The following is a 17,318-nucleotide window of genomic DNA, read 5'->3' as shown; positions in this document are numbered from 1 at the left end:
TGTAATCAGAATGTGATCCTCCTATACTGCCGCCAGGTCTCCGGGATACCCTGAAGTAGGAGCACCCAGCGTTATAACTACGCGCCGTTTAAGCACAGAGGATGTTGTTGTTTGAGCGCGTGACGTGTGAGGGTTTTGGCTCTTAACGCTGTCTGATCCCCGCCCAGGCCGGAGGAAGGAAAATAATAAGAGCTGTGTGGGCAAAAACGTGAAAAAACAAAGACCTGTCAACCTGGATCTGCAAACGATTCAGTTTCCCGTAACTGCGATAGCGTCCATCTTACACCGAGTCTCTGGCGTAATTACCTTCGTTGCCGTGGGTATCCTCCTCTGGCTGCTGGGCCTGTCACTCTCTTCCCAAGAGGGTTTCATGCAGGCTGCTGCCATCATGAATAGCTTCGTTGTCAAATTCATATTCTGGGGCATCCTCACTGCGCTGGCCTATCACATTTGCGGTGGCATTCGCCATTTGTTAATGGATTTTGGCTATATCGAAGAGAGTTTAGCCGCCGGTACCCGTTCTGCCCAGGTGGCGATCGGTCTGACCGTCGTGCTGTCAGTTCTGGCTGGAGTCCTCGTATGGTAAACAATGTTTCTGCATTAGGACGCAACGGCGTACACGATTGGTTGTTACTGCGTGCTTCCGCTATCGTCATCACCCTGTATGTTCTGTATATCCTGGGCTTTTTTGTCACGGCTCCGGATCTCACCTACGAAATCTGGCGCGGCTTCTTCGCCACTTCTATTACGAAAGTGTTCACGCTGCTGACGCTGCTGTCGATTCTGGCTCACGCCTGGATCGGGTTGTGGCAGGTGCTGACGGATTACGTCAAGCCGGTAGCGGTACGTCTGGTGTTGCAACTGGCGATCGTTGTCGTGTTGCTGGTCTATTTACTGTACGGAACAATCGTAGTGTGGGGTGCGTAAGATGAAACTGCCGGTCAGAGAGTTTGATGCTGTAGTTATCGGTGCAGGCGGCGCAGGTATGCGCGCGGCACTGCAAATTTCTCAAACGGGCTCTACCTGTGCCCTGTTGTCCAAAGTATTCCCGACCCGTTCCCATACCGTGTCTGCGCAGGGCGGCATTACCGTAGCCCTGGGTAATAACCACGAAGATAACTGGGAATGGCATATGTATGACACGGTGAAAGGTTCCGATTATATCGGTGACCAGGACGCCATTGAGTATATGTGTAAAACCGGCCCGGAAGCGGTTCTGGAGCTGGAGCACATGGGTCTGCCGTTCTCCCGTACCGAAGAAGGCCGCATCTATCAGCGCCCATTCGGCGGCCAGTCACTGAACTTCGGTGGCGAGCAGGCGGCACGTACCGCGGCGGCGGCTGACCGTACCGGTCACGCCCTGCTGCATACCCTGTATCAACAGAACCTGAAAAACCACACCACCATCTTCTCCGAGTGGTATGCGCTGGATCTGGTGAAAAACCAGGATGGCGCGGTGGTCGGCACCACGGCTATCTGCATCGAAACCGGTGAAGTGGTTTACTTCAAAGCCAAAGCCACCGTGCTGGCGACCGGCGGTGCAGGCCGTATTTACCAGTCCACCACCAACGCCCATATCAACACCGGTGACGGTGTCGGCATGGCGCTGCGCGCCGGCGTGCCGGTGCAGGACATGGAAATGTGGCAGTTCCACCCGACCGGTATCGCCGGCGCCGGGGTACTGGTGACCGAAGGCTGTCGTGGTGAAGGCGGTTACCTGCTGAACAAACACGGCGAGCGTTTCATGGAGCGCTATGCGCCGAACGCCAAAGACCTGGCGGGCCGTGATGTGGTCGCCCGTTCGATCATGATTGAAATCCGCGAAGGCCGCGGCTGTGACGGTCCGTGGGGCCCACACGTCAAGCTGAAGCTGGATCACCTGGGTAAAGAAGTGCTGGAATCCCGCCTGCCGGGCATTCTGGAACTGTCGCGTACCTTCGCACACGTCGATCCAGTCAAAGAACCTATCCCGGTTATCCCAACCTGCCACTACATGATGGGCGGTATTCCGACCAAAGTGACCGGCCAGGCGTTGACGGTGAACGAGAAAGGTGAAGACGTAGTGATCCCGGGGCTGTTCGCCGTGGGCGAAATTGCCTGCGTCTCGGTACACGGCGCCAACCGTCTGGGTGGCAACTCGTTGCTGGACCTGGTGGTGTTTGGTCGTGCCGCCGGCATGCATCTGCACGAATCTCTGGCGGAACAGGGCGATAGCCGTGAAGCCAGCGAGTCCGATGTGGAAGCGTCGCTGGACCGTCTGAACCGCTGGAACAACACCCGTTCAGGTGAAGATCCGGTTGAAATCCGCAAGGCACTGCAAGCCTGTATGCAGCACAACTTCTCGGTATTCCGTGAAGGTGATGCGATGGCGAAAGGGCTGGAAGAGCTGAAAGAGATCCGTGAACGTCTGAAGAATGCACGTCTGGACGATACCTCCAGCGAATTCAACACCCAGCGCATCGAATGCCTGGAGTTGGATAACCTGATGGAGACTGCGTTTTCCACCGCCGTGTCGGCAAACTACCGTACCGAGAGCCGTGGCGCACACAGCCGCTTCGACTTCCCGGAACGTGATGATGCCAACTGGCTGTGTCACTCGCTGTATCAGCCGCAATCGGAAAGCATGACGCGTCGTGAAGTGAACATGCAACCGAAGCTGCGCCCGGCATTCCCGCCGAAAGTGCGTTCTTACTAATTGCGGAGATCGATTGATGAAACTCGAATTTTCAATTTATCGCTACAATCCGGATGTTGACGACGCTCCGCACATGCAGGATTACAGCCTGGAAGCGGAAGAAGGTCGCGACATGATGTTGCTGGATGCGTTGATCCAGCTGAAAGAAAAAGATCCGAGCCTGTCGTTCCGTCGCTCCTGCCGTGAAGGCGTGTGTGGTTCCGATGGGATCAACATGAACGGTAAAAACGGTCTGGCTTGCATCACTCCGGTATCGTCGCTGACCAAAGGCAACAAAAAGATTGTGATCCGTCCGTTGCCGGGTTTGCCGGTGGTGCGCGATCTGGTGGTCGATATGGGTCAGTTCTATACCCAGTATGAAAAGATCAAGCCTTTCCTGCAGAACGACGGCAGGAACCCGCCGGCGCGTGAGCACCTGCAATCACCGGAAGAGCGTGCCAAGTTGGATGGTCTGTACGAGTGCATTTTATGCGCTTGTTGTTCGACCTCTTGCCCGTCATTCTGGTGGAATCCTGACAAGTTTATCGGCCCGGCTGGCCTGTTGGCGGCGTACCGCTTCCTGATTGACAGCCGTGACACGGAAACGGAAGAACGTTTAGACGATCTGGACGACGCTTTCAGTGTTTTCCGCTGCCATAGCATTATGAATTGTGTCAGTGTATGTCCTAAGGGCTTGAATCCGACGCGTGCAATCGGTCATATCAAGTCTATGCTGCTGCAACGCGGGGCATAAGTGGAATGAGATGCTGCGCCGGGCAGTTTCCGGCGCACATCACAAAGGAGGGAACCTCTAAAAACTGACCCGCGGCTGCGGCACTAAGCAGCCTGGTTCGCCCGCCGGTTTTTAGAGGTTCCTTGTAAGGGACCGCAAGGTCCATAGCAGAACGTACCGAGCTTTTATGGCTATAAGGTACGTCGCGTTTCTACGGCAAACCGTATCCATCACGGTAATTATGTTAACCACGGCGAAAACTAAAGCTTCAAAGCTTAAGGGATCATGATGCAGAACGGCGCAATGAAGGCCTGGCTGGATTCCTCCTATCTGGCGGGCGCGAACCAGTCTTACATAGAACAGCTCTATGAAGACTTCTTAACCGATCCGGGCTCCGTTGAAGATAGCTGGCGTTCCATTTTTCAACAGCTACCAACCGCGGGTGTAAAACCCGATCAGCTTCACTCTCAAACGCGTGACTACTTCCGCCGCCTGGCGAAAGACTCTGCGCGTTACAACACCACCATCAACGATCCAGACACCGACGCCAAACAGGTCAAGGTACTGCAGCTGATTAACGCCTTCCGTTTCCGCGGACATCAGCATGCCAACCTCGATCCGCTCGGTCTGTGGCAGCGGGAGCAAGTTCCTGACCTTGAACCTGCCTACCACAACCTGACCGAAGCCGACTTCCAGGAAACCTTCAACGTGGGTTCTTTTGCCATCGGCAAAGAAACCATGAAGCTGGGCGACCTGTACGCGGCGTTGAAGCAGACCTACTGCGGCTCGATCGGCGCGGAATACATGCACATCACCAATACCGAAGAGAAACGCTGGATCCAGCAGCGCATCGAATCGGTGGTGGGGCACGCCAGCTTTACCAATGACGAGAAACGCCGTTTCCTGAACGAGTTGACCGCAGCGGAAGGCCTGGAACGCTATCTCGGCGCTAAATTCCCAGGGGCAAAACGCTTCTCGCTGGAAGGCGGCGATGCGCTGGTGCCAATGCTGAAAGAGATGGTGCGCCACGCCGGTAAGAACGGCACGCGCGAAGTGGTGTTGGGCATGGCCCACCGCGGCCGTCTGAACGTGTTGATCAACGTGCTGGGTAAAAAACCTGCCGACCTGTTCGACGAGTTTGCCGGCAAGCATAAAGAACACCTCGGTACCGGTGACGTGAAATATCACCAGGGCTTCTCCTCCGACGTAGAAACCGAAGGCGGCATGGTTCACCTGGCGCTGGCGTTTAACCCGTCGCACCTGGAGATCGTCAGCCCGGTGGTTATGGGTTCTGTACGTGCCCGTCGCGATCGTCTGGACGAAGCGCGCAGCAACATGGTACTGCCAATCACCATCCACGGTGACGCCGCCATTACCGGCCAGGGCGTGGTTCAGGAAACCCTGAACATGTCGCAGGCTCGCGGTTACGAAGTGGGTGGCACGGTACGTATCGTGATCAACAACCAGGTTGGTTTCACCACCTCCAACCCGTTGGATGCGCGCTCTACCGAATACTGTACTGACATCGCCAAGATGGTGCAGTCGCCGATCTTCCACGTCAATGCTGACGATCCGGAAGCGGTGGCCTTTGTGACCCGTCTGGCGTTGGATTTCCGTAACACCTTCAAACGTGACGTGATGATCGATCTGGTCTGCTACCGTCGTCATGGGCATAACGAGGCCGATGAGCCAAGTGCAACCCAGCCGGTGATGTACCAGAAGATCAAAAAACACCCGACGCCGCGCAAACTTTATGCTGACGTTCTGACCGAACAAAAAGTCGCCAGCCTGGAAGATGCCACGGAAATGGTCAACCTGTACCGTGATGCGCTCGACCGCGGCGAATGCGTGGTTGAAGAATGGCGTCCGATGAACCTGCATACCTTTACCTGGTCGCCGTACCTTAACCACGAGTGGGACGAAGAGTACCCAAGCAAGGTTGAGATGAAGCGCCTGCAGGAACTGGCTCGTCGCATCAGCACCGCGCCGGAAGCGATCGAAATGCAGTCACGCGTAGCGAAAATCTACGGTGACCGCGCAGAGATGGCGGCAGGCAACAAAGCGTTTGACTGGGGCGCAGCGGAAACGCTGGCTTACGCCACTTTGGTTGATGAAGGCATTCCGATTCGTCTTTCCGGTGAAGACGCCGGTCGCGGCACCTTCTTCCACCGCCATGCGGTGGTGCACAACCAGAAAAACGGTTCGGTCTACGTACCCTTGGCCAATGTCCACAGCGGGCAGGGCGAGTTCAAAGTTTGGGACTCCGTGCTGTCTGAAGAAGCCGTACTGGCGTTCGAATATGGCTACGCCACCGCAGAACCTCGCACCCTGACCATCTGGGAAGCGCAGTTCGGTGACTTCGCTAACGGCGCTCAGGTGGTGATCGACCAGTTCATCAGCTCCGGCGAGCAGAAATGGGGCCGTATGTGTGGCCTGGTGATGCTGCTGCCGCACGGTTACGAAGGCCAGGGCCCAGAGCACTCCTCTGCGCGTCTGGAACGTTACCTGCAGCTGTGTGCTGAGCAGAATATGCAGGTGTGCATCCCGTCCACCCCGGCACAGGTCTACCACATGCTGCGTCGTCAGGCGCTGCGCGGTATGCGCCGTCCGTTGGTGGTGATGTCACCGAAATCTCTGCTGCGTCATCCGCTGGCGACTTCTTCGCTCGACGAACTGGCTAACGGCACCTTTATGCCGGCGATTGGCGAGATCGACGATCTGGATCCGAAAGCGGTTAAACGCGTGGTGATGTGCTCCGGTAAGGTCTATTTCGATCTGCTGGAACAACGCCGCAAGAACGACCAGAAAGACGTGGCCATCATCCGTATTGAGCAGCTGTACCCGTTCCCGCATCAGGCCCTTCAGGCGGTGCTGGAGAAGTATGCTCACGTGCATGATTTCGTCTGGTGTCAGGAAGAGCCGCTGAACCAGGGTGCCTGGTACTGCAGCCAACACAACTTCCGTGAAGTGGTGCCGTTCGGGGCTTCTTTACGTTACGCCGGACGTCCAGCCTCTGCCTCACCGGCAGTCGGTTATATGTCCGTACACCAGAAGCAGCAACAGGCTCTGGTTAATGACGCGCTGAATATTGTTAAAGATTAAGGGAAAGCTAAATGAGTAGCGTAGATATTCTGGTTCCTGACCTTCCTGAATCGGTTGCCGATGCGACCGTAGCCACCTGGCACAAGAAACCAGGTGACAGCGTCCAGCGTGACGAAGTTCTGGTTGAAATCGAAACTGACAAAGTTGTGCTGGAAGTCCCGGCCAGCGAAGCAGGCATTCTTGATGCGATCCTGGAAGAAGAGGGTGCCACCGTGCTTTCTCGCCAGCTCCTCGGCCGTATTCGTCCGGGCGACAGCTCCGGCAAGCCGACTCAAGAGAAAAGTCAGGCTAAAGAATCCACTCCGGCCCAGCGTGCTACCGCCAGCCTGGAAGATGAGAGCAACGACGCACTCAGCCCGGCTATCCGCCGCCTGATTGCCGAACACGATCTCGATGCTGCCGCCATTAAAGGCAGCGGTGTGGGTGGTCGTATCACTCGCGAAGACGTGGAAGCGCACCTGGCTAACGGCAAAAAAGCCGACAAGCCTGCTACTGCTGCCGTTGAAGCCGCACCGCAGCCTGCTCTGGGCGGTCGCAGTGAAAAACGCGTCCCTATGACCCGTCTGCGCAAACGCGTAGCCGAGCGCCTGTTGGAAGCGAAGAACAGCACTGCGATGCTGACCACCTTCAATGAAATCAACATGCAGCCGATCATGGACCTGCGCAAGCAGTACGGTGAAGCTTTCGAAAAACGCCACGGTGTTCGTCTGGGCTTTATGTCCTTCTACATCAAAGCGGTAGTTGAAGCGCTGAAACGCTTCCCTGAAGTGAACGCGTCTATCGACGGCACCGACGTGGTGTACCACAACTACTTCGATATCAGCATTGCGGTTTCTACTCCACGTGGCCTGGTAACCCCGGTCCTGCGTGACGTAGACAGCATGGGCATGGCAGATATCGAGAAGAAAATCAAAGAGCTGGCAGTCAAAGGCCGTGACGGCAAATTGACTGTGGAAGAGCTGACCGGCGGTAACTTCACCATTACCAACGGCGGCGTATTCGGTTCACTGATGTCTACCCCGATCATCAACCCACCGCAAAGCGCCATCCTGGGCATGCACGCCATTAAAGATCGCCCAATGGCGGTGAAAGGCCAGGTTGTGATCTTGCCGATGATGTATCTGGCTCTGTCTTATGACCACCGCCTGATCGACGGTAAAGAATCCGTCAGTTACCTGGTGACGGTAAAAGATATGTTGGAAGATCCAACTCGTCTGCTGCTGGACGTATAACCCTGATGGGCGCGGTACGCCGCGCCCACACTCTGTGCTATGTGGCCGACTAAAGTCATGCGGTTTTCCGCCAAAATGGCTCGGCTAAAACCTTCAGAACTGAATGGATAGAACATCATGAATTTACACGAATATCAGGCAAAACAGCTGTTTGCTCGGTATGGCATGCCGGCACCAACCGGTTACGCCTGTACCACACCGCGTGAAGCAGAAGAAGCCGCATCCAAAATCGGCTCCGGCCCGTGGGTGGTAAAATGTCAGGTTCATGCTGGCGGTCGCGGTAAAGCTGGCGGCGTTAAAGTGGTTAACAGCAAGGAAGACATCCGTGCTTTCGCTGAAGCCTGGTTGGGCAAGCGTCTGGTGACTTACCAGACTGACGCGCTGGGCCAACCGGTTCACCAGATCCTGGTAGAAGCGGCGACCGACATCGATAAAGAACTGTACCTGGGTGCAGTTGTTGACCGTGCAAGCCGTCGCGTGGTGTTCATGGCATCCACCGAGGGTGGCGTTGAGATCGAGAAAGTTGCGGAAGAAACCCCGGAACTGATCCACAAAATGACCATCGATCCACTGGCAGGCCCACAGCCTTACCAGGGCCGTGAGCTGGCCTTCAAACTGGGTCTGACCGGCAAGCAGGTCGGCCAGTTCGCCAAAATCTTCATGGGTCTGGCGACCTTGTTCCTGGAGCGTGACCTGGCGATGGTTGAGATCAACCCGCTGGTGGTGACCAAGCAGGGCGATCTGATCTGTCTGGATGGCAAACTGGGCGCTGACGGCAACGCTCTGTTCCGCCAACCTGAGCTGCGTGAAATGCGTGACCTTTCTCAGGAAGATGAGCGTGAATCCCGTGCGGCACAGTGGGAGCTGAACTATGTTGCTCTCGACGGCAACATCGGTTGCATGGTGAATGGCGCAGGCCTGGCGATGGGTACCATGGACATCGTTAAACTGCACGGCGGCGAGCCAGCCAACTTCCTCGATGTAGGCGGTGGTGCAACCAAAGAACGCGTGACCGAAGCCTTTAAAATCATCCTGTCTGACGACAAGGTGAAAGCGGTTCTGGTTAACATTTTCGGTGGTATCGTGCGTTGCGACCTGATCGCTGACGGTATCATTGGCGCAGTCGCCGAAGTGGGCGTTAACGTCCCGGTGGTGGTGCGTCTGGAAGGGAATAACGCCGAGCTGGGCGCCAAGAAACTGGCGGACAGCGGTCTGAATATCATTGCTGCGACCAGCCTGACTGATGCGGCTCAGCAAGTTGTTGCGGCAGTGGGGAGCAAATAATGTCCATTTTAATCGATAAGAACACCAAAGTAATTTGTCAGGGTTTCACCGGTAGCCAGGGGACTTTCCACTCCGAACAAGCCATCGCTTACGGCACCAAAATGGTCGGTGGCGTAACGCCGGGCAAAGGCGGTACTGAGCACCTGGGCCTGCCCGTGTTCAACACCGTGCGTGAAGCGGTAGAAGCGACTGGCGCAACTGCGTCCGTCATCTACGTACCGGCCCCGTTCTGCAAAGACTCCATTCTGGAAGCTATCGATGCAGGCATCAAACTGATCATTACCATCACCGAAGGCATCCCGACGCTGGATATGCTGACCGTGAAAGTGAAGCTGGATGAAGCCGGCGTGCGCATGATTGGCCCGAACTGCCCAGGTGTTATCACCCCGGGCGAGTGCAAAATCGGCATCATGCCTGGCCACATTCACCTGCCGGGCAAAGTGGGTATCGTTTCCCGCTCTGGCACCCTGACCTACGAAGCGGTGAAACAAACCACCGATACCGGTCTGGGCCAGTCTACCTGTGTGGGCATCGGCGGCGACCCGATCCCGGGCTCCAACTTTATCGATATCCTGAAGCTGTTCCAGGAAGATCCGCAGACCGAAGCGATCGTCATGATCGGTGAGATCGGCGGTAGCGCGGAAGAAGAAGCCGCAGCCTACATCAAAGAACACGTGACCAAGCCAGTAGTTGGCTATATCGCGGGTGTTACCGCGCCTAAAGGCAAACGTATGGGCCATGCCGGCGCCATCATTGCCGGCGGCAAAGGCACTGCAGACGAGAAGTTTGCGGCGCTGGAAGCGGCAGGGGTTAAAACCGTACGCAGCCTGGCTGACATCGGCGAGGCAGTAAAAGCGGTTCTGAATCGCTAATTTATTACCGGCAGTAACCCTTATTGAAGCAGGGCCAGACAATTTGTCTGGCCCTGTTTTTTTTTGCCCATCTAATATCACTTTCTATAAGTATCGTTTTATTGAATGAATTAACCGGGTTATTCCTGAAAATAGGCCAAACCTATTCACGCGGAAGGATATTGGGCTGTGAATATTATCAATAACTAAGGATATTTCGGTGGGGAATAATGAAAGGAGAGTTAAGGGTAAAAATGTAACACTTTGGGCCAAACTGGAACATATCCTAAATTACGCTGTAAAAAGGTGTCAATACGAGAAAGAGAAAATTCCTAAAAATTATTTTTATTGTTTTAATTCAATTGATTAAATTTTTGTTAAGCACTGCTTGCCGATTTTTCAACTCATAGTTTTCTTATATCCATCAGCCCTCCTTCTTATTCATTAAATTCCCGCACTGATTTTTAACCAGTGATAAGTTCTTAAAATTCATTTCCTTCCTAAATTCTTGGGCTTTTAAACCTGATTTTTTATGCTGGCTAGCATTATTCACTTAATGCAACAGTTTGGCCCAAAATGTTGCGTTTTTACCGTGTTGTTACGGAGCTGTACAACCACCGGCCAGGCGTAAATGGATGAACGTAAATCAACGTGTGATTGGAACCTATGCGACGTCGTCGCATAACCATAAAAGGAAAAGCTAGATGAAAATTAAGCAGTTGGTCACTTTGATGATGGGCCTGGGATTGGTCATGGGTACAGTTTCTGTTGCACAGGCGGGCACCGTGACCTTTAAAGGTTCGATTATTGATGCGCCTTGCTCTATTACCCCGGAAACGGCGGACCAAACGGTTAATCTGGGCCAGATCTCCAATGTCGCGCTGAAAAGCCAGGGTAAGTCCACCCCGAAAAACTTCAGCATTAAACTGGAGAATTGCGATGTCACTACGTTGAAAAACGTTAAAGCCACCTTTACCGGTGCGGCTTCTGCCGGTAACGCCGATCTGCTCGGTATCACCGGCACTGCTAAAGGCGCCAGCATCGCCATTACCGATGGCTCCAGCCGGGTGATCAAACTGGGTGATGCGACCCAGGCGCAAAAAATCCAGAAGGGTGCTAACACGCTGGCCTTCGCCGCCTACCTGCAGGGCGATCCTGATGTTGCAGCAACGACCCCTGGCGGCACTGCGACCCCGGCGGTGATTGTCCCAGGTGAATTCAGCTCCATTGTCGATTTCACCCTGGCCTATCAGTAACCCCACGCCGCATTAGCGGTTATCTCACATGCGGGGTTCGCCCCGCATGTTTCCTGACAACGGATTGTCATGGCTTAAGGAGCTGGGAGATGGCTCGTCCTCTTTTTTATCTGATGCTACTGGCCATGTATGCCGGAGCACCTGCCGTTCAGGCCGCTCCGACGGCTTCTGCGGGTCACGGCAGCGTCAGTATGACCGGCGCAATTATCGATACCGCCTGTGCCATTGATATCGGCAGCCGGGCACAGGCGATTGTGTTGCCCACTTTGCCGGTTGGCCAATTGATACGTGAAGGACAGGGCCCGACCCAACCTTTTGCTATTCGTCTGGTGAACTGCACGCTGTCGCGCCCCGATCCCCGCTTGCCGGACTGGCAAACCTTCCAGGTCACCTTCGACGGCCCGGCGGACGGTAAAAGGTTCCGCATTACCGGTGCCGCTCATGGCATCGCGCTACAGATTGCCGATGGTGATGGCCGTATTGCGTTACCTGGGGTTTCGCTACCGCTACAGGCGGTAAAGCCCGGCACCCTGGAACTGCCTTATACCCTGCGACTGGTCGGAAACACTGAGCGTTTGCAACCGGGAGATTACCGCGCCGCAGTACGTTTCAAGTTGGATTACTACTGACGGTCATATTGGCCCGAAGGGATAAATGAACGCATGAGGCGTTCAGGTTTGCGCCGGTGCAGATTGACCGGCGATGGAAAAAGGATTTTGGGTTATGGCTGGTAAGGATTCAGTTTATCGCATGGCTCCCCTGTCGCAGTTGGGGGTTGCTATTGCCCTGGCGCTGGGGGCCTCGGTATCGCTGGCGCTGGCGGCGGACGACATTGTGTTTAACACCGACGTGCTGGACGTGAAAGATCGCGCCAATATCGATCTCAGCCAGTTTGCCCGCGGTGGCTTCATCATGCCAGGTCGTTACACCCTGACGGTGCATGTCAATCAGCAGGAACTGCCGGAGCAGTCGGTGGTCTTTTCCGCACCGCCGGACGATCCCAAAGGCAGCGCAGCCTGCCTGTCACCGGCGTTGGTGAATCAGCTCGGCCTGAAAGATGCAGTGCTGAGTGGCTTGCGCTGGCGTGATGATTGCCTGGATTTCAGTAGCCTAAAGGGCATGACGGTACGCGGCGAACTGGGTACCTCATCCCTCTACCTCTCCATTCCGCAGGCCTATCTGGAGTACAGCGACGACAGTTGGGATCCGCCTTCGCGCTGGGACGAAGGCATCCCTGGGGTGCTGCTGGACTATAACCTCAATGCTCAGGTCAACCGCCAGCAGAGCCGGGGTACGGATTCTACCCTGAGCGGCAATGGTACCGCCGGTGGCAACCTGGGTGCCTGGCGGCTGCGTGCCGACTGGCAGGCGCAGGCCAGCTCTTCTACGGCGAGCAATCGGCAGCATGAGCAACGACTGGACTGGAGCCGTTATTACGCCTACCGGGCGTTGCCGGCGCTGCGTGCCAAATTGACACTGGGCGAGGACTACCTGAACTCGACGATTTTTGACAGCGTGCGTTTTACCGGCGTCAGCCTGGTGTCGGACGACGCGATGTTGCCGCCCAATCTGCGCGGTTACGCCCCGGAAGTGGTCGGGGTGGCGAAAACCAACGCCCGGGTGGTGGTCAGCCAACAGGGGCGGGTGCTGTATGAAACCCAGGTGGCCGCCGGGCCGTTCCGTATTCAGGATCTCAATGATGCGGTCAGCGGCACCCTGGACGTACGGGTTGAAGAGCAAGACGGATCGGTACAGCAATTTAGTCTGAATACCGCCAGCATTCCTTACCTCAGCCGCCCCGGTTCGCTGCGCTACAAGCTGGCGATGGGGCAACCGTCCGAGGTGGAACACCGTCGTGATGGGCCGGCGTTTGCCACCGGGGAATTTTCCTGGGGGGTCAGCAACGGGTGGTCATTGTACGGCGGTGGGATTGGTGGGCGCGAGTATAACGCGCTGTCGTTGGGCATGGGGCGTGATCTGATGGCGCTGGGGGCGCTGTCGTTCGACGTCACCGGCTCGCGGGCCGAATTACCACAGCAGCAGCGGGGCACCCTGAGTGGGACGTCATATCGCCTGAGCTATGCCAAAAACTTCGAAGAATACGACAGCCAGGTGACCTTCGCCGCCTACCGCTTCTCGGAACGCGATTACATGACCATGGCGGACTATCTGGTCAGCCGTTTGTACGGTGCCCGTCAATACGGTAGCAAAGAGATGTACACCGTAATCTTTAACAAACAGTTCCGCGATTTGGGGCTGAGCGCCTACCTGAACTACAACCACCAAAGCTATTGGGAGCGCCCGGCCAACGATCGCTACAGCCTGGCGCTGTCGCGCTATTTCGACCTCGGTCAGATTAAAAATATCAGCCTGTCGCTGTCGGCCTACCGCAATCAGTACAACCAGACCATCGACAACGGTCTGTCGCTGTCACTGTCATTGCCGTGGGGGGATCGTGGCACCGTCAGTTATAACGCCGCCGTTAACCGCGACAGCAACAGTCAGGATCTGGGCTATTACGACCGGCTCGATGATCATAACAGCTACCAGGTGCGCCTGGGTGAGGCACGGCGCGGTGCCACCGCCAGCGGTTACTTTACCCACAGTGGCGATAACGCCGAACTGAGCAGCAATGTCAGTTATCAGGCCGACCGCTATACCGCGCTGGGGATGACGGCGCGTGGGGGCATAACCGCCACGCTGCAAGGGGCGGCGCTGCACCGGATGAACATGCCTGGCGGTACCCGTCTGATGCTCGACACCCAGGGCGTACCGGATGTGCCGGTCCGCGGCCAGGGGCCGACTACCCGTACCAATGCCTGGGGCAAGGCGGTGGTGCCAGACGTAAGCAGTTACTACCGCAACCGCGCCAGTATCGATTTGCAGCAACTGGGCGACAACGTGGAGGCGTCCCGCTCGGTGGCACAGGCCACCCTGACCGAAGGGGCTATCGGTTATCGGCGCTTTGAGGTAGTGGCCGGTGAAAAAGCCATGGCGGTGGTCCGTCTGGCAGACGGCTCGACGCCGCCGTTTGGCGCCACCGTGCTCAATGCGCGTCAGCAGGATACCGGCATTATCAGTGATGACGGCAGCGTGTACCTCAGCGGTATTCAACACGGCGACACCATGACCGTGCATTGGGACGGCGCCGCCCGCTGTGAAATTACACTGCCGGAGCAACTGCCGGCGCTGGGTGAATCGGCGCTGCTGTTGCCCTGCCGGGCGCTGAGCGTTGCCGATACATCTTCTTCTTCATCCTAACCATGAGTGAGCTATGAACAAACACGTTAAACACAAGGCTTTTATGGTCGCCACGCTGCTGGGGGCCTTGGTCAGCACCCAGGCCGGAGCCGCCATTTCGCTGGATCGTACCCGGGTGATCGTTAACGCCGGCGACAAATCGGTCAGCCTGAACGTTAAAAACCAAAACACCCAGTTGCCCTATCTGGCGCAGGGGTGGATCGAGGATGCCCAGGGCAACAAAATCAGCAGCCCGCTGGCGGTACTGCCGCCGGTACAGCGGGTAGAGCCGGGCAAAGAGAGCCAGGTCAAGGTGCAGGTGCTACCGGCTGCCCAACTGCTGGCTCAGGATCGCGAGACGCTGTACTACTTCAATCTGCGTGAGATCCCACCGCGCAGCAACAAGCCCAACACGCTGCAAATCGCGCTGCAAACGCGCATTAAGCTGTTTTACCGTCCGCAGGCCATAGTGCCGGACAAGGCGGCACTGGCTAACCCGTGGCAGGAAAAACTGACGCTAACCCGCCAGGGGGATCGTTATCAGGTCAATAACCCGACGCCTTATTACATCACGCTGGTGGACGCCGGCAGCAGCGTAAAAGGCAGCGGCGTGGCCGGGTTTGAGCCACTGATGGTGCCGCCGAAGGGGCAGGCGACGCTGACAATCAGCGCCGGTGCTTTGGGGGCTACCCCGGTGCTGACCTATATCAATGATTACGGTGGCCGCCCGCAGTTGGTGTTCCGCTGTAGTGGCGGTGCGTGCCAGGTAGCCTCGACTAGCTCAGGCGTCTAAAACAGGCCATCAGGCAGGGAGGCAGGATGAATATAACCGGAGTAGCCGTGGTGCTGGCGGGGCTGTTGTCAGCCCCGCTGTGGGCGGCGGACGACAACTGGCAGGTGCCAAATAACTGGCAGGTGGAAGGGGCCAACGGCACGCTGAATATCAGTGGTGTGCTGAGTGAGGGGGCTTGCCGGTTGGCAATGGATTCCGCCGACCAAACGGTACTGTTGGGGGTGACTCCGTTGGCGGAGCTGGCGCAGGTAGGGGCGCGCGCCGCGGCAACGGCGATCACACTGCGGCTGCGTGACTGCCTGCGCGGCAGCGGTGCCAGCCGCGATGAGCGCACCGGTAACCTGAGCTGGGGTCGGCAGCAGCCGGTGATGACCATGACCTTTCTGGCGCCGGCCGATGCGGACAATCCGCAACTGGTTAAGGTGCAGGGTGTCAGCGGTATCGGGCTGCGGCTGGTGGACAGCCAACAGCGGGATGTGCGGCTGGGCAGTCGGGGCACACCGCAGTTTGTCAGCCCGGGTGATGATGTGCTGGTGTGGTATGTGGCACCGGAACGCACCCGTGCACCGCTGCAGGCCGGGGCCTATCGCGCCACGGTGAATTTCCGCCTGAGCTATGAATGAGGCCCGCCATGAGAAGGCTAAAAATGGCAGTGGCGTTGCTGCTGCTGGCTGCACCACCGGGCTGGGCCAATGAGCCGATCACTGTCAAAGGGGTGATCCAGACCATGAGCTGTGTGATCAACGGCGGTAAAGAGATTGATGTCGACTTTGGCAGCACCCTGAAAACCACGCTGATTGACGGCAGCCAGTACAAAACCAAAGTGGTCTATACCGTGCGCTGCAGTGGCAACAGCAGTAATGCGCTGAAGATGCAGATCAAGGGGAGCGCTGCCGGCTTTGACGCCACGGCATTGGCCACCGATAAAACCAATCTGGGGCTCGCGCTGTTGAAAGACGGCAAGAAGCAGACGATTAACAGCTGGTTCAACTTTAGCTATCCGACGCTGCCGGGGCTGGAGATGGTACCGGTGAAAAAGGCCGGCGTCACGCTGAGCACCGGGGACTTTAACGCCACTGCCACCCTGATGGTGGATGTGCAATAACGGGAAAGCCGATGAAAACATGGACTGTAATGCTGGTGGTGGTGTTGATGTTTTGGCTGGCCACCGGCGTGGCGCTGGCCGCCAATATGAAACTGCACGGTACGCTGGTGGAGCCACCGCTTTGTACCGTCAGCGGCGGCAAGGACATCGACGTCGATTTTGGTAGCGCAGTCGGGGTCGATAAAGTGGACGGTGCCAACTATCTGCAAACCATCAGTTATCAGGTCACCTGCCAGCCGGGAGCGGGGAGCTGGGGCCTGGGGCTGACCGTGACCGGCACCGTCAGCGGGTTTGATACCGCCGCGTTGCAGACTGACGTCACCGATCTGGGTATTCGACTGTTGCAAGGCAGTAAGGCCTGGCCGATCAACCAACGGCTGAAGGGGGTGGACATCAATAAACTGCCAATATTGCAGGCGGTGCCGGTGAAAAAACCGGGGGTGAAGCTGAAAGAGGGGGCGTTTAATGCCACCGCGACGCTGCTGGCGGACTATCAATAAGGAGAACCGGATGGGCAAGCGAAGGAGGGGGCTGGTCGGGCTGCTGGTCTGCGGGCTGGCGGGGGGTGTGCAGGCGGCGACCGACATGAAGTTTCACGGCACGCTGGTGGCGGAACCCTGCGTAGTGGCCGCCGGTGATGACCAGGTGGCGCTGGATTTCGGCGAAGTGACCAACAAAGACCTGTACAGCACGGGCAGAACCAAAGGTAAGGCTTTCCAACTGCGGTTGACCGGTTGCGACCCGGCGATCGCCAAAGACGTGCGCGTCACCTTTAGCGGCACCGAGAGCAGTAAGCTGCCGGGGTTGCTGGCGCTGGACGGTGCCAGCCAGGCGGGTGGGGTGGCTATCGGGCTGGAAACCCCGGCGGGCGTGGCGCTGGCGTTGGACAAGGCCAGTGAAAAATACCCGCTTAAGGTCGGCAGCACGGTGATTGATCTGCAGGCCTATGTGCGTGCAGAACCCCAGGCGGTAACCGATAAAAGCCTGACGCTGGGCAGCTTTAGCACCGCAGCCACCTTTACGCTGGATTATCCGTAGCCGCGAGGCT

16 protein-coding genes are annotated in these 17,318 nt (G+C 56.9%); all 16 read left to right on the top strand.

Annotation, left to right across the window (positions count from 1 at the left end; all coding sequences use genetic code 11):
- Positions 1 to 196 precede the first annotated feature (196 nt).
- Positions 197 to 586, top strand: a complete 390-nt coding sequence (gene sdhC, locus OC597_RS19795) for a succinate dehydrogenase cytochrome b556 subunit (protein ID WP_004949747.1) — start codon at positions 197 to 199, stop codon at positions 584 to 586.
- Positions 580 to 927: a succinate dehydrogenase membrane anchor subunit gene (gene sdhD / locus OC597_RS19790; protein ID WP_012005699.1), complete on the top strand. Its 348-nt coding sequence runs from the start codon at positions 580 to 582 to the stop codon at positions 925 to 927. The genes sdhC and sdhD overlap by 7 nt, the downstream gene beginning before the upstream one ends.
- 1 nt (position 928) lies before the next feature.
- The gene (gene sdhA / locus OC597_RS19785) at positions 929 to 2,695 is read left to right on the top strand and encodes a succinate dehydrogenase flavoprotein subunit (protein WP_262210137.1); all 1,767 of its coding nucleotides are present in this window, start codon (positions 929 to 931) and stop codon (positions 2,693 to 2,695) included.
- A gap of 16 nt (positions 2,696 to 2,711) precedes the next feature.
- Positions 2,712 to 3,428, top strand: coding sequence for a succinate dehydrogenase iron-sulfur subunit (locus OC597_RS19780; protein WP_262210136.1), 717 nt, complete (start codon positions 2,712 to 2,714; stop codon positions 3,426 to 3,428).
- A gap of 267 nt (positions 3,429 to 3,695) precedes the next feature.
- A complete protein-coding gene (gene sucA, locus OC597_RS19775; RefSeq protein ID WP_261251808.1) occupies positions 3,696 to 6,509 on the top strand; it encodes a 2-oxoglutarate dehydrogenase E1 component in 2,814 nt (937 codons plus the stop codon).
- An 11-nt stretch (positions 6,510 to 6,520) separates the two neighbouring features.
- Positions 6,521 to 7,741: a 2-oxoglutarate dehydrogenase complex dihydrolipoyllysine-residue succinyltransferase gene (gene odhB / locus OC597_RS19770; protein WP_262210134.1), complete on the top strand. Its 1,221-nt coding sequence runs from the start codon at positions 6,521 to 6,523 to the stop codon at positions 7,739 to 7,741.
- A 117-nt stretch (positions 7,742 to 7,858) separates the two neighbouring features.
- Positions 7,859 to 9,025, top strand: coding sequence for an ADP-forming succinate--CoA ligase subunit beta (sucC, locus tag OC597_RS19765; RefSeq protein WP_012005704.1), 1,167 nt, complete (start codon positions 7,859 to 7,861; stop codon positions 9,023 to 9,025).
- Positions 9,025 to 9,897, top strand: a complete 873-nt coding sequence (gene sucD, locus OC597_RS19760; protein WP_012005705.1) for a succinate--CoA ligase subunit alpha — start codon at positions 9,025 to 9,027, stop codon at positions 9,895 to 9,897. Before sucC ends, sucD begins: the two co-directional genes overlap by 1 nt.
- Positions 9,898 to 10,580: 683 nt before the next feature.
- The gene (locus tag OC597_RS19755) at positions 10,581 to 11,132 is read left to right on the top strand and encodes a fimbrial protein (RefSeq protein WP_261251810.1); all 552 of its coding nucleotides are present in this window, start codon (positions 10,581 to 10,583) and stop codon (positions 11,130 to 11,132) included.
- A gap of 89 nt (positions 11,133 to 11,221) precedes the next feature.
- Positions 11,222 to 11,761, top strand: a complete 540-nt coding sequence (locus tag OC597_RS19750) for a fimbrial protein (RefSeq protein WP_262210132.1) — start codon at positions 11,222 to 11,224, stop codon at positions 11,759 to 11,761.
- 94 nt (positions 11,762 to 11,855) lie between these two features.
- A complete protein-coding gene (locus OC597_RS19745; RefSeq protein ID WP_262210130.1) occupies positions 11,856 to 14,393 on the top strand; it encodes an outer membrane usher protein in 2,538 nt (845 codons plus the stop codon).
- Positions 14,394 to 14,406: 13 nt separating this feature from the next.
- A complete protein-coding gene (locus OC597_RS19740) occupies positions 14,407 to 15,165 on the top strand; it encodes a fimbria/pilus periplasmic chaperone (RefSeq protein ID WP_262210128.1) in 759 nt (252 codons plus the stop codon).
- A gap of 26 nt (positions 15,166 to 15,191) precedes the next feature.
- Positions 15,192 to 15,788, top strand: coding sequence for a fimbrial protein (locus tag OC597_RS19735; RefSeq protein ID WP_261424779.1), 597 nt, complete (start codon positions 15,192 to 15,194; stop codon positions 15,786 to 15,788).
- An 8-nt stretch (positions 15,789 to 15,796) separates the two neighbouring features.
- Positions 15,797 to 16,270 carry a fimbrial protein gene (locus tag OC597_RS19730; protein ID WP_261424778.1) on the top strand — a complete coding sequence of 158 codons (474 nt, stop codon included), beginning with the start codon at positions 15,797 to 15,799 and terminating at the stop codon, positions 16,268 to 16,270.
- An 11-nt stretch (positions 16,271 to 16,281) separates the two neighbouring features.
- Positions 16,282 to 16,770, top strand: a complete 489-nt coding sequence (locus OC597_RS19725; RefSeq protein ID WP_262210126.1) for a fimbrial protein — start codon at positions 16,282 to 16,284, stop codon at positions 16,768 to 16,770.
- Positions 16,771 to 16,780: 10 nt separating this feature from the next.
- Complete coding sequence (locus OC597_RS19720; protein WP_261251817.1) at positions 16,781 to 17,308, top strand: fimbrial protein; 528 nt, start codon at positions 16,781 to 16,783, stop codon at positions 17,306 to 17,308.
- Positions 17,309 to 17,318 lie beyond the last annotated feature (10 nt).

Source organism: Serratia proteamaculans, from assembly GCF_946227095.1.
Taxonomy (GTDB): domain Bacteria; phylum Pseudomonadota; class Gammaproteobacteria; order Enterobacterales; family Enterobacteriaceae; genus Serratia; species Serratia proteamaculans_E.
The sequence above is the reverse complement of the archived record's forward strand: the minus strand, read 5'-3'. Positions and strand labels throughout refer to the sequence as shown.